The sequence below is a fragment of the Gordonia sp. 852002-50395_SCH5434458 genome (assembly GCF_001665905.1).
Lineage (GTDB): Bacteria > Actinomycetota > Actinomycetes > Mycobacteriales > Mycobacteriaceae > Gordonia > Gordonia jacobaea.
Map to the genome: position 1 here is coordinate 47,111 of NZ_LZTC01000078.1, position 12,201 is coordinate 59,311.

The 12,201-nt window shown below is 62.8% G+C and carries 13 protein-coding genes; 6 read left to right on the forward strand and 7 right to left on the reverse strand.

The genetic code is table 11. The annotated features are described in order from the left end of the window. The first annotated feature begins 87 nt into the window (after positions 1–87). From A5785_RS17485 to A5785_RS17505, 4 genes are all read left to right on the forward strand, one after another. Positions 88–876, forward strand: coding sequence for a hypothetical protein (locus tag A5785_RS17485; RefSeq protein WP_049699200.1), 789 nt, complete (start codon positions 88–90; stop codon positions 874–876). 111 nt (positions 877–987) lie between these two features. After that, positions 988–2,148: an SMI1/KNR4 family protein gene (locus A5785_RS17490; RefSeq protein ID WP_231894048.1), complete on the forward strand. Its 1,161-nt coding sequence runs from the start codon at positions 988–990 to the stop codon at positions 2,146–2,148. 591 nt (positions 2,149–2,739) lie between these two features. Beyond that, positions 2,740–3,150: a hypothetical protein gene (locus A5785_RS17500; RefSeq protein WP_082937805.1), complete on the forward strand. Its 411-nt coding sequence runs from the start codon at positions 2,740–2,742 to the stop codon at positions 3,148–3,150. After that, entirely contained in the window at positions 3,147–3,815 is a 669-nt protein-coding gene (locus A5785_RS17505; RefSeq protein ID WP_231895485.1) for an SMI1/KNR4 family protein, read from the forward strand. The genes A5785_RS17500 and A5785_RS17505 overlap by 4 nt, the downstream gene beginning before the upstream one ends. A gap of 42 nt (positions 3,816–3,857) precedes the next feature. On the opposite strand, the gene A5785_RS17510 is transcribed toward A5785_RS17505, so the two are convergent. The 4 genes from A5785_RS17510 to A5785_RS17525 form a co-directional block, all read right to left on the reverse strand. Next, positions 3,858–4,271 carry a nitroreductase/quinone reductase family protein gene (locus tag A5785_RS17510; protein ID WP_082946598.1) on the reverse strand — a complete coding sequence of 138 codons (414 nt, stop codon included), beginning with the start codon at positions 4,269–4,271 and terminating at the stop codon, positions 3,858–3,860. Next, the gene (locus A5785_RS17515; RefSeq protein ID WP_049699202.1) at positions 4,268–5,407 is read right to left on the reverse strand and encodes a DUF6670 family protein; all 1,140 of its coding nucleotides are present in this window, start codon (positions 5,405–5,407) and stop codon (positions 4,268–4,270) included. The genes A5785_RS17510 and A5785_RS17515 overlap by 4 nt, the downstream gene beginning before the upstream one ends. Further along, positions 5,404–5,922, reverse strand: a complete 519-nt coding sequence (locus tag A5785_RS17520) for an SRPBCC family protein (RefSeq protein ID WP_049699203.1) — start codon at positions 5,920–5,922, stop codon at positions 5,404–5,406. Before A5785_RS17520 ends, A5785_RS17515 begins: the two co-directional genes overlap by 4 nt. Positions 5,923–5,992: 70 nt before the next feature. Beyond that, positions 5,993–7,075 carry a DUF6670 family protein gene (locus A5785_RS17525; protein WP_049699204.1) on the reverse strand — a complete coding sequence of 361 codons (1,083 nt, stop codon included), beginning with the start codon at positions 7,073–7,075 and terminating at the stop codon, positions 5,993–5,995. Positions 7,076–7,370: 295 nt separating this feature from the next. Here A5785_RS17525 and A5785_RS17530 point away from each other — a divergent pair, with 295 nt between their 5' ends. After that, positions 7,371–7,712 carry a winged helix-turn-helix transcriptional regulator gene (locus A5785_RS17530; protein WP_049699454.1) on the forward strand — a complete coding sequence of 114 codons (342 nt, stop codon included), beginning with the start codon at positions 7,371–7,373 and terminating at the stop codon, positions 7,710–7,712. 414 nt (positions 7,713–8,126) lie between these two features. On the opposite strand, the gene A5785_RS17535 is transcribed toward A5785_RS17530, so the two are convergent. Then, positions 8,127–8,783, reverse strand: coding sequence for a CPBP family intramembrane glutamic endopeptidase (locus tag A5785_RS17535; RefSeq protein WP_049699205.1), 657 nt, complete (start codon positions 8,781–8,783; stop codon positions 8,127–8,129). Positions 8,784–8,952: 169 nt separating this feature from the next. On the opposite strand from A5785_RS17535, the gene A5785_RS17540 reads away from it, so the two are divergent. Beyond that, complete coding sequence (locus A5785_RS17540) at positions 8,953–10,839, forward strand: alpha/beta hydrolase (RefSeq protein WP_049699455.1); 1,887 nt, start codon at positions 8,953–8,955, stop codon at positions 10,837–10,839. A 45-nt stretch (positions 10,840–10,884) separates the two neighbouring features. On the opposite strand, the gene A5785_RS17545 is transcribed toward A5785_RS17540, so the two are convergent. Both A5785_RS17545 and A5785_RS17550 read right to left on the reverse strand, forming a co-directional pair. Beyond that, positions 10,885–11,313, reverse strand: a complete 429-nt coding sequence (locus tag A5785_RS17545; RefSeq protein WP_049699206.1) for a PPOX class F420-dependent oxidoreductase — start codon at positions 11,311–11,313, stop codon at positions 10,885–10,887. Between the two features lie 70 nt (positions 11,314–11,383). Beyond that, positions 11,384–12,076, reverse strand: a complete 693-nt coding sequence (locus A5785_RS17550) for a TetR/AcrR family transcriptional regulator (protein ID WP_049699456.1) — start codon at positions 12,074–12,076, stop codon at positions 11,384–11,386. Between the last annotated feature and the right edge of the window lie 125 nt (positions 12,077–12,201).

Genomic DNA, 12,201 nt, shown 5'->3' on the forward strand with positions numbered 1-12,201 from the left:
TGCGTTTTGCCACGGTAAGAGGTAGAGAAGTTAAGTGCGATCGCGCAACTAGTACCGTCATAAATGCTCAGGTGAGGGAGGGTTCGTGTGAACGCCGATGAGATTCGAGCGTCCTTCTATGGCACGTGGCACGCAACATATCTGGAAGCGGACGGTTTGACGCCGGAGGAGTCGCGTGGCCTGCCTCAAGTCTGGCGTGACCTCCTCGCCGCGGGCGAGTGTGCTGCGGAAAGTGTTGCGGCGCTGTGGCGCGAGGCATGCCCGCGACTACCCCGGGTGGCGGACTACCTGGAGGACAACGTGATTCAGGTAGGTCTGTCACGAATGACGACTCCGCACCACGCAGTTCGCGATCTTCGACGCGAAAACCATGCCGATGATGACACCACTGAGATCGCACTGGTCTACATCACGCGGGATCTCGACCACGTCGCACCCTTTAACGCCTGGATCGGGCGACAGCCGTTCCGACAGGAGTTGCCTCCGTGGTGGGGGTCGGTTCGGTCCGTGCTGGGCGACCTGGCGACTACGCTGCACGATGGCTTGATGCTTGATTCCTGGGACCAGGGACTTCTGGCGGTTCGGGACATGCCCACGATGTCTGAGCTGTGGATCGACTACGTCGACCCAGATGCGGAAATGATCTACGTGCACCGCGAGGGTGACTACCAAGCCGCTGTGCCGCGGGATCAGTGGCCCGACTTTTCGCAGCTGCGGGTGATCGCCGAAGGCACATCGAACCGGGCGTGGGCAGTGGATCAGCGCCAGGCCGATAACACTGGTTGGGGTGACGGTGCGGACACGCTGGAGCCGATCAGCGACCTCGCGCTTGCGATCGAGGACATGCTCTGCGAACTCATGACCGCCAAAACGTAGGCACTGGACGGCCACTCACGCTCCTCTGGTTCTGGCAGACAGTCCACTCGATACCCCAGCGAGTTCTTCGCAGCGGCCGAGGCGCGGTGGCACCGTATCTATGCTCAACCCGTGGGAGAAACGACGATCGGCGACGCGGCGGATTCAGATAGCTGGGACAGCTTGGTGATTCGGTGTGCCGAGGTGTCTCATCAACTCGTCGAGCAGGGTCTTGAGGTCCCGTTGCCGGGCGCCGAGCCGTCCGGGCCACGACCGCCGGCCACGCCCGCGCAAATCGACGCGGCTGAAGCTCGAATTGGGGCACGTCTGGATTCCGACGCTCGTGCGCTGCTCAGCAGGGCCAACGGTTGGGTGGGGCTCGCCGGACGTTTCACGCTGTTGTCGTGTGAGGACATCGGCGGTCCCGACTGGGCCGAGCTGATCGAATTGCGCGACATCTTCTTTGCGTCGTGCCCGCCAGACTCGTGGCCTGACAGCGTCGTGGATCCCCAGGTCCTCATTCCGATCATTGTCGTGCCGTACTCACCGGAGACCATCTATGTCTTTCCCAGCGAGTCGAACGACGGCCGTGCGCGGTCGGCATTGAATACAGGTCTCGATCCGATTCCCGAGATCACGTTGAAGCAAGGCATCGAGGTGTCTCTCCAATCAGCGGTCGCCGATCTAGCAGCTCTCGCTGGAGATGAAAGAATGTTGGGTTCGGCGCGCGATACTCGTAGCGACGCTGTTCGCGGTCGCCAGCGGTGTTTCAGCGTGTTCGACCACCGAACCAGAAGACCAGAAGAAGAGCACACCACTTCGATCACGGAGACGCACGTGGCCTACGCCATCGAAAAAATCCAGTGCCCGTCGCCCGACGATCTGAGTAAGTCCCTCAACATAACCTCGCCACCTCTCGTCACCCGCCAACAAGGAGCGACGCAGGTCTCGTGCCTGGTTGTGATTCCGCACGGCTACATGTTTTCGATGCTGTCGTTGAAGAACAAGGGTCGATTGAGTGACAGCGTCCTCCCGGTGCTCGAGGAGCAGGCACAGAAGCCTAGCGATCGGACCGACGGCAGGACAACGTCGTCGACCATTCGGCCGATCAACGATCTCGGGGATGAAGCGTACGAGATGACCACGCGCTTCGACGACACCAACGAGGTCTTCGAAGTCGCCGTGTGGAGTCGCACGGGTCCATACAGGGTGCGGGTTTCGGGCGCTTTCCCCGACCAGGACACTGCGCTGAGAATCGCGCGGCTCTGGGTGCGGACGCAGCCAACTCAATAGGTGACACAAACGTCGTGGATCCCTGTATTGAACACCGGTCTGGATCCGATCCCGGAGTCTCACGTAATGAACCAGAAGGTCACACCGAAACCATCACGGAGGCACACATGGCCTACGACGTCGAGGACATCCAGTGTCCCTCACCTGACGAACTACGCAGCCTTGTGGGCGCCGAGTCGTGGCCCCTCGTCATACGTCAACAAGGGGCCACGGAGGTGTCGTGCCTGGTCGAGTTTCCCCATAGCTACGCATTCTCGCTCTTGTCGTTCAAGAACAACGGTCAGCTCCGCGATAGTGTTCTCCCTATCCTCGAGGAGCAGTCACAAACGCCCAGTACCCGGTTCGACGGCAGGACGACGTCGTCGACGGTTCGGCCGGTCGACAATCTCGGCGACGAAGGGTACGAATTGGTCACTCGATTCGACGACACCAATGAGATCCACGAAATCGTTGTATGGAGTCGCACCGGGCCGTACCGAGTGCGAGTCTCAGGTCGATTTCCCGACCAGGGTGTCGCACGGTCTGTCGCGCGACTGTGGGTGAAAACCCAACCGGCCCAATGAATCACAGAGAGAGGGTTCTTGAAACTCGATGTCATCGCAAGAGTCACAGATATACGCGGCGGTGGATCGCTACGAGCACGCGAAGTCTCACGGTTCGCGTCGCGACATCTTGGCGACGCTTACTCTGGACGCCCCCGAGCGCTTCTACTACGGCGGATCGGACGAGGCGTTCGCCGGACGGCGCAAGCAACTCGACGCAGTGCACTTCAATGCGCAGTACACCAACAGACGGGATCTCACGATCACCGGTGATACTGCCACGCTGACCACTGACTACGCCGAAACGCGCACCGACGGGACATCGACGGGCACGCCCTCACCAAGCTTCGGTAGCGACATCGAGTTCACGCTGAAAAAGGTCGACGGCGAATGGCTGATCTACGAGATCACGACGCCAGCGATGCGCGAGGACCGCATCCTGCAGCAGGGTCCGCCGTGATCTGGCTGGCGGCGCTACGACCGGCGGACATGCCCGAGCGCGGAACGCTGGCAGAGGCGATGGCGCACGCGACGTCGACGGTCAGTGGGGATGATTTCACCGACGTCGTCACACGAGGACGGGCAGGCGTCGAGCCGGGAATCTGTTGCGACATCTACCATCTACCGCCGAACGAGCTCGTCGCGCCCGACGCACTCGGCGATACAGGCGTGGGTGCGGCATCGGTGTACGCGGTTCGCCGGTTCACCTACCGCCCGGGCAGTTCGCTTGACGAGGTGCGCTCAGCCGAGGAAGCGCTTGGTGTTCGGCTTCCGCAGCGTTGGGTCGAATATCTCACCGGCGCGAGTGTCCTCGATAAGGCCGAGGGCCCAGAGTATTTCGAACTCTTCACACCCGCCGATATTGCCGACGTGACGAACGCGTTCTATGAGTGGTCACCGCGCATCGGCGCTGCGATGATCGGCAACGACGGTGGATCGAGCCGACTGCAGTTGGACACTCGTGTCGGCGACGCAAGCCCTGTCGTCATGATGTTCCCGGGCCATCGTGATTGGGAGGACACCATCGTTCAGGCCGATAGCATCGACGACTTCATCGAGTCCGCGGAGGCGGGAACCTTCGAAGTGGTCTTCGAAGACACGCACAAGTATCGTCCGCGCAGGTGACGATCACTGCTTGGCCCTCGACGTCGATGATCGGTGGGCGGGTCACGTCGCAATTGCCTTGGGCCAGATGGCGGTTCGCTCCGATTCCGTCAGGCGCTGGACGTGTACCGACTTTGTCTGGCGACCTATGGTGATGGTGGCGCTTGGTGTTGCTTCGAGGTTGTATGACCATGCGGGCCGGCGGTTTTGGCCGAAATTTGATGCGACGACGACGTAGTCGTTGCCGTCCTCTATGTAGATGAGAGGCGTCGTTCGTGGCTGGCCGCTTCGACGTCCCGTCGTGGTGAGGATCAGCTGGGGCAGAAGTGCGCGGGGTACGAGATGGAGCCGTCCGCCGGTGAGTCGGGCGATCGAACGATCAAGCGGAACCGAGCGCCGCATGACCTGCGACACAGCCTTGTTGGTGCCCATCCGCTGGAGCAGGCTCGTAGCCGTCAATGCTCTCGTCGCGGTCATCGCAGTGCTCCTGCCCGTCGGTCCGAGTATTCGAGGTATCCCTGCCCCGTACGCGTTCGTCCTTCGATCTCGCCATGCCACTGGTATCCGGCGATATAGCCCATGCCCGCGTAGAGCCAATGAGTATCGACAGTTCCGTCGATGTAGGAGGTCGTGCCGTCGTCATGGGTGAAACGCCAGGTGAACGCGGTCGGCAGTACCATCTCGGCGCGGCCGTCGTAACTGGTTGGTACGGAGGCGAACTCGGTCACGGTGAACTCTGCCTCGACTCCGATCCGTCGTACGCCCGTGCCCACCTGCCTGATATCTGCGCCCATGAGGGCGGTATGGCGGCCGAAGGCGCCAAGCGCGCACGCAACGATCTGCTCTCCGGGCCCGAGATCGAGGACGTGGTAGGTGAAGAAATCGGCGGGGATCTTCAGCGGCGTGGGAAGCATCCGCGGCAGGTCCATGAACGGCGCGTAGCCGATGCCGTACTCGAAGGTGCAGGTTCCGCTGACCTGTTGCGCGGCAGAGTCTTTGGATGCGATCGTGCCCTCGTACTGACACAGGAGACTGTAGTGGCGGTAGATTTCGCTATCGGCGACCCAGCTGATGTCGTCTGTGCAGTGCAGATCGAGTGCGACATTCAGGTCGTCGAGGGTGCTGCGTAGGTGCACCGAGGGGTAGTCGACGCTCAAAGTGTGATTCTGTCCGAAGCGGAGAACACTCCCGTCGTCGGCCAGTTCCGTTCCGTCGACGCCGAAGACGTGGAAGGAGCGGGTCGGATCGGATTGCGCTGTGCCCCAGCCAAGTTGCGTGACCCCGCGCGGCCGACCGGGGATGGCGCCGTTGTCGTCCCAGGCGCGGAATCCGGTGCCGCCGATCACGATCATGTGGGCAAGGAATCGATGCGGCTCCGGTAGGTCGGGGATCATGATGCCGTAGTGCGCGGCACCTTTGGTCAGCACGCGCGTCGAACTCGGGGGGAACGTCAGATCTTTGGGGAGGTCGTCACGGACGGCAGAGTTGTGGTTCGAGGTACGCATCACTCGAGCGACCGCTGAGATCCCGAGACGCTTGAGGCCGCCGGACCGATCGGTGCTGGTGTAGTGAACCGGACGTGCGGATGGCCTTGCACACTGCGCGGAACTCATAGCACTCCTCCTCGGGCCGGGTACTGGGTATCGAAGTGGCGCTGGGTATCCCCGATGATCGATGCGAACAGGCGGCGATTGAGAGGGACACCTGCGGCGACGATGGGGCCGAAGCCGCGGTGGGCGTCGAACGCGAAACGCCATGTGAACCTACTCCCCGATCCCAACGCTGTGACGTGGTAGTCCTCCGCGAAGGATCGGAACAGCGGAACACTCGCCTCGGTGGCATAGAAACTGTGCCGGTGAATGGTGTTGTCCCACAGAAAGAAATGCTCACGCAAGGTCATCACGCCCCGAAGCACGGCTACTTCGCGGCGACTGCCGACGCCGAGGGGCTCGGGACTCAGGTAGTGCCCGCGCAGCGCGCGCACCCACGGTAACGGCTGCGGCGCAACGATATCTGCCCAGACGGTGTCGGGATCAGCGCCCGGAACGTCGACGTCGTAGCTGAAGCTGTGCTGTGCGGTGTCGAAGTAGCTGAGGTCGACGGGGTCAAGGGTGGTCCAGATGGCCATGGGCGCTCCTTTGGTTGATAGTCGATCAGTGCTGGGTGTCGTCTGTGCTGAGTGCAGTCCGCCGGTCTGCTTACGACCGACTCTGCTTGCGGCGCAGATCAATCCATTCGATGTATCCGGTGTCGGCGATGGACGCTGCGCGAAAGGTGCCCGTGTAGTGATAAGCGCCGACGTAGCCACGGCCGTGGCCGAACCGCCACGGCGCATCGACCTCGCCGTCGATTACGAGGACCTCGTGACCTTGGCTGTCGCGAACCAGCCACCGAAGTCTTTGCGGCACAGGCATACCGCGTCCCCACGGATCGACCTGGTCGCGACCCCACTCGATCACCTCGAATTCGATGTCGTCGAAGACCTGTCGATCACCGTAGGCGGTCCGTAGATGCGCCATCAGGCACGCCGATTGGCCGCGTGCCTGCACCTCAGTGAGAAGCACCTGGGTGACGTCATCGAGTTGGAGAATCTGGTAGGTGAAATAGTCCGACGGCAGTTTGAGTCGTGGTGGCAACGGGGACGCGGAGAAGTTCTGCGGCGTCATCGCGCGGCAGTATTCAAAGGTCCCCAGCCCCTCCACGGAGGTCGCGCCGGCATCGTCTGTGATCGTGCCCGTGTACGGTGCCAGCAGACTCAGATGGTCATAGACCGGGGACTTGGTGAAGTAGGCGACATTGTCGGTGACCTCCAGATTCAGATCGACAGAAAACGTCGAATACCGCCCTCGCACCGCCACTTTCGGCAGTGCGACCTCGATCTCGAGGTCCTGACCCCACGCCAGCTTCGAGCCGTCTGCGGCCAAGTCACAATCGCGGCGCGCGTCGTAGCGCTGGTAGTGGTACTGATCTCCGTGTGCTGTCGACGACAAGACTGTCGTCGTGCGTCGGGCATCGGGCTCGACGACGAACCCGTCATTGTCGAACAACTCGGTTCCGGTCGCACCGATCAGGGTCATCGTATTCAGGTATCGATGCGGGTCCGGCAACCGTGGCACGAAGACTCCGAAATGCGTGAAGCCCCACCGCCGCGATGCCTCGTGCGGGATCAGTTCCGGGCTGCCCGCATAGGGCTTCTGCGATGCGTCGATTCGCCGGTCGGCCAATGGGAGTGCGACCTGCACGATGGCTGCGGCCGCGGCGGTCGATATGCGGTCGTTCACGCGGGCTGCCCTGGTCGACGATCTGGTTCGCGAAGTCTCTGTTGATACACGGTGTAATCCAATCTATGAACCACTTCGGGTTGCTCGGATGCATCGATCATCTAGCTGTCGCTCCGCCGGGCGACTGCTGTCAACGACAGTTTGCCAGTACAGACGGGTTTCGGGGCCGTTCCCCGCGCGGGCTAGCCATAAAACTATGCCGACTGACATACCGATCGATAGTCCACTAATTGGACCAAAGATGCAAGGGTGTGGCAGCGCTCAGGGGCTGAAGTCGCCCGGTATTCTCGAAACCATGTCCGACGACGAGTCAGCTCCCATCCCTGGGAACGCTGTCCGCGGCTCGGAGACTGGTCGGCCGATCATGGCCGCATTCGACCTCTTGGGCCGTCGATGGATGTTGCGGATACTCTGGGAACTCCGCTTCGGAGCGGTGCGATTCTCCGACCTTCGTCGCCGAATTCCCGAGGCGTCTCCGACAACGATGTCTCAGCGGCTCGACGAGCTGGTCGACGCGAAGATCGTCACCAAAGGGCGCTCGGGCTACCGGTTGACGACGCACGGCGCAGCGCTTCTGGTCAGCCTGGGGCCACTCGAGTTATGGGCGAAGTCGTGGAAATTGGCGCACCGTGATTGACCCTCGTTTCACCGACAGGTCGCGTAAAGGGAGAGTGCGGGCGGCATGTGCTCTATACCGCTTGGGAGTTCCGGCGTCGGCCTAGATATCGAAGATCGGGATCGCAATCGTGGCTTTCATTACTGCTTTCCCGGCCGAGCGACGCGGCTCTAAGGTGCCTTGTCGAACTCTTCCTCGAGTCCCTGACCGTTCCCCAAGAAACAACTCACGGAAACGTACACAAGCCGGGAAAAGAATACTTCCCCTAGTTTCTGCACGGCTGGATGCCGCGCGGACCCTTCCCCTGCTTTCCGCGCCGGCGGACACGGGCCCCAGCCATCGCGCCGAATTCGGCCGGACCTCGTCTGTGCCGCGCGAACCGGGGTTGTCGGATCGTCGCGTGTACTGTCCGGTTCGAGCGCCTATTCGGACCGCCTATCCCCCGAACCGCCAAGCCAGCGCGGCGCCGACGGCACCGATGCCATTGGCGGCCCAGTGCAAGGCTATGGGAGCGAGCAGACTGTCGCTGCGCACGCGGAGCCATCCGAGAAGCACACCTGCTGCTGCCGTGACGGCGACAGCCACCACGACACCGATGAACTGTGCGAACACGGTCTGTCCGAAGAGGTCTGACAGGCCCGCGTTGCCCGCGGTGAGTCCGAGTGACGTGACCACATGCCAACAGCCGAAGAGCACGGCTTGGATCAGCAGGGCGCGGGTGGGCGTCGTGAGTCGACGCAGCGAGCCGAACAGCACACCACGGAAGAACAACTCCTCGGGCAGCACCGTCTGGAACGGAATCACGACGAACGCAGCCAGTAGCGCGTGTCCGAGGTCGCGATAGGCGTCGTTCTGAAACAGCTCGCGTGTCGGCGGAATGGCGACGCCGACAACGACCACAACAACGACCGCAAGGACGATGACCAACGCGTATCGTCCGCCGCTGCGCAGGCCCGCACCGCCGAGGCCCAGGTCCTCGTGAGTGAGCCCCGCGGCGAGCGCGATGGACACTGCAACCACCGCGGCGACCGTCACCAACCATTCGACGCCCGGAAAGTGCAGAAAATGAGCGCACATCTGCGCGGTCAGCATTAACGCGGCACCAACAATTGGCACCAACCACAGTCGACGACGCTTTCGAGAATCGGGCAAGCGTGAGCTCGCGGATGAGACATTGTCGTTGCGGCTCACCACGGTAGCGTCGCACAGGTTTAGGATTCACGAGTCACATCGATGTCCGATGACCACGAAGGGTGCCCAGGTGCCAGACAAGCCAGCGACCGGCTCCGAGCACGATGCGTCGTCGAAGACCAGTACCTCGGGTCCTACACCCGACGGTGACGGCCAACTCGCCGAGCCCAGCACTGTCGACAGCAAAGCGGCAGCCGACACCAAGCCCGCCGTCGAGAACAAGGCGGGCCAAGACAGCAAGGCGGACCAAGACAGCAAGCCCGACGCCGAAGACGAGCACGGCAGGTCGTCGTCGAGCTGGTCGTCGAAGCTGCGGCACGCGGCGCTGGCCTATGCGCATCGCATCAGTTTCGCCGGGCTCATGTTCGGGACGGTCTTCCTCTGGTTGTCGACGACGCCCTCATTGCTGCCGCGCGGCCCGTTGTTCCAGGGCGTCGTGTCGGGTGGCGCTGCGGCAGTCGGCTATTGCGTCGGTGTGTTCATCGCCTGGCTGGTGCGGTACATGCTGTCTCGCTCGGAGCGCTGGCCGTCGCCGAAGCGAAACTATTGGATTGCGTTGGGTTTGATCGCGATCATCGGCACGGTCGTGATGCTGTACTGGTATTCGCGGTGGCAGACCGAGATTCGCAATCTGATGGGTGTCGAGAACCTCACCTGGACGGCGTATCCGATCATCGCGATCTTCGCCGTGCTCGTCTTCGTGCTGTTGATGGTGATCGGGCAAGCATGGGCGAGTCTCGTGACATGGCTTGTGCGACAGCTCAGAAAGATCGCTCCGCCACGCGTTGCCGCGGTCGCGGGACTCCTCGTGGTCGCGCTGGTGACCGTATTCATCCTCAACGGTGTTGTCGCGAAGTACTCGATGAAGGCGCTCAACAGCACATTCGCCTCCGCCAACGACGAGGTCCGGCCGAACACCGCTCCCCCGACGTCCGGGCTCCGATCGGGCGGCCCCGGGTCGCTGGTGACGTGGGAGTCGCTCGGGCGTGAGGGTCGTGTGATCGTCTCCAACGGACCGGACATCGCGAAGCTGTCGGAGTTCAACCAGCAACCGGCGATGGAACCGATCCGAGCGTTCGTCGGACTGGGTTCCGGCGACAATCTGCGCGCCAACGCGCAGTTGGCTGCCGACGAACTCGTGCGCGCGGGTGGCTTGAAGCGCAAGGTGATCGCGATCGGGTCGACGACCGGATCCGGTTGGCTCAACAAGGCGACCATCGACTCGCTCGAATACATGTACAACGGCGACGTCGCCACCGTGGCGATGCAGTATTCGTATCTGCCGAGCTGGATTTCGTTCATCGTCGACAAGGAGCGAGCCCGCCAGGCGGGTGCGTCACTGTTCGAGGCGGTCGACGCCAAGGTGCGCGAGCTTCCCGAAGCGGAGCGTCCGAAGCTCGTCGTCTTCGGCGAAAGTCTCGGATCCTTCGGCGCCGAAGCGGCTTTCGGTACGGTCCCGACCGTCACCGCGCGGACCGACGGCGCGCTGCTCTCCGGGCCGACGTTCAGCAACACGCTCTGGAACGATGCCACCGCGGGCCGCGACAAGGGATCACCGCAGTGGCTGCCGATCTACAACAACGGCAGGCAGGTGCGCTTCATCGCCGACGAGAAAGATCTCGACCGGCCCGACGCACCGTGGGACTACTCGCGCATGGTCTATCTGCAGCACGCGTCCGACCCCATCGCCTGGTGGTCGCCGCAACTCATTCTGCGCGAACCGGATTGGCTCAAGGAACAGCGCGGCAGGGACGTCATCAGCGCGACGCACTGGATTCCGTTCGTCACCTTCCTCCAGGTCTCGGCCGACATGGCGGTGTCGGTCAATGTTCCCGACGGCCACGGCCACAACTATCAGTCGGCTATCCCCTATGCCTGGGCACGCATCCTGCAGCCGCCCGGCTGGACGGACGAGAAGACGCAGCAACTCGAGCCGCGACTGCACCGCGACGGGTAGTGCGTGCGGGGTCGCGACATTTCGGCGGAGTACTCGGTGAGCAGCTCAGTCGGCGATGTCGAATGCGGCGATGACCTTCGTCGGCGTCAGTCGCACGAGCGCTTCGCCGGGTACGGCATTGCGTTTGCCGTACTGCTCGGCGAGGTCGGGACCCATGTACCGTTCGGCGATTGCCGAGGCTGTGCGCAGTAGGTCGGTGGGGTCGTCGTCGAAGGCGACGGTGCCCTGGACCTGCACGAACGAGAACGGCGGCTTCTCGTCGTCGACGACGATGGTTGCCCTCGAATCACGTTGCAGCGCGCGACCTTTCGACGTATCCAGACCGGTGTTGAACACCAGCGCGCCATCTTCGACGATGAACCAGATCGGCGTGACCAACGCTCGGCCGTCCTTCGACACCCAGGCGATCTTGCCGGTTCGTGTTCCGGTGGAGAGGAATTCGACGACCTGGTCGGTCAGCTCGGCTGTGGACATGGTTCGGGTACCTTTCGTCCGGTGATGTCGGTTGTGCGGCGGTAGACCGATTTCCAGGGTAGGTCGTGTGTCAGGCCAGGCGCTGATACGTCGCGATGAACATCTCAACACAGACGTCCCGGATGTCGGAGACGTCGGCGGCCGGTGTTCCGGCGTCGGTCGCGATGTACCAGTCGACGAGGAGCTGCGTGAGAGCACCGATCAACCCGACCGCGGCGAGCCGGAACCGCTCCGGCGGCTGCTCGTCGTCGAATGCGATGTGCATGGCCAGTTCGGCCCACCCGTGAATCGCGTCCATCCGCAGTCGCTCGAGAGAGGCGTCGACTCCGACCACCTCGACGAGGATCACGCGCGCCATCCGTCGGTCGCCGGTGAGGCGTTCGAGCAGGGCGTCGAGGGCGACGCGGGTGAGTTGTGCGAGGCGCTGCTCAGCCGGTGCGTCGTCGCTGGTCGCGGGGCCGCTGGTGACGTCCGGGACCTGCAGGAGGCTCTCCCCTACGGCCGCGCGGCAGATGTCGACGCAGTGTTCGTACACGGCTGCCAGCAACGCATTTCGGTCGGAGAAGGACTCGTAGAAATAGCGCTGGGTGAGGCCGGCCTCGTCGCAGAGCCGCTTGACCGACACGTGACGAAAGCCTTCGCGGCCGAACAGGTTCAGTCCGGCGTCGACAAAAGCTGCTCGACGCCGCGCCTGACGTTGCTCGGGCCCCGTTCCGGCGTACAACCGCCCCGAAGGTCCGGGCTGGGAGGTCTCGAGTGTCACGGAATCCTTTCCTGTCTGGTCGGCCTGTCTGTCTCGTTGGCCTGGCGGCATGGACACGCCCCATCTGAGACGATACTGTGTCAACATAAATCTGACACATAGCCGTGTCAGATAGCGGACCGGAG

Bases quoted from the DNA above. Each gene is read 5' to 3' on its own strand.
- A5785_RS17500 (WP_082937805.1), top strand. From the start codon at position 2,740: ATGTCATCGCAAGAGTCACAGATATACGCGGCGGTGGATCGCTACGAG.
- A5785_RS17510 (WP_082946598.1), bottom strand. From the start codon at position 4,271: ATGACCGCGACGAGAGCATTGACGGCTACGAGCCTGCTCCAGCGGATG.
- A5785_RS17515 (WP_049699202.1), bottom strand. From the start codon at position 5,407: ATGAGTTCCGCGCAGTGTGCAAGGCCATCCGCACGTCCGGTTCACTAC.
- A5785_RS17520 (WP_049699203.1), bottom strand. From the start codon at position 5,922: ATGGCCATCTGGACCACCCTTGACCCCGTCGACCTCAGCTACTTCGAC.
- A5785_RS17530 (WP_049699454.1), top strand. From the start codon at position 7,371: ATGTCCGACGACGAGTCAGCTCCCATCCCTGGGAACGCTGTCCGCGGC.
- A5785_RS17535 (WP_049699205.1), bottom strand. From the start codon at position 8,783: ATGCTGACCGCGCAGATGTGCGCTCATTTTCTGCACTTTCCGGGCGTC.
- A5785_RS17545 (WP_049699206.1), bottom strand. From the start codon at position 11,313: ATGTCCACAGCCGAGCTGACCGACCAGGTCGTCGAATTCCTCTCCACC.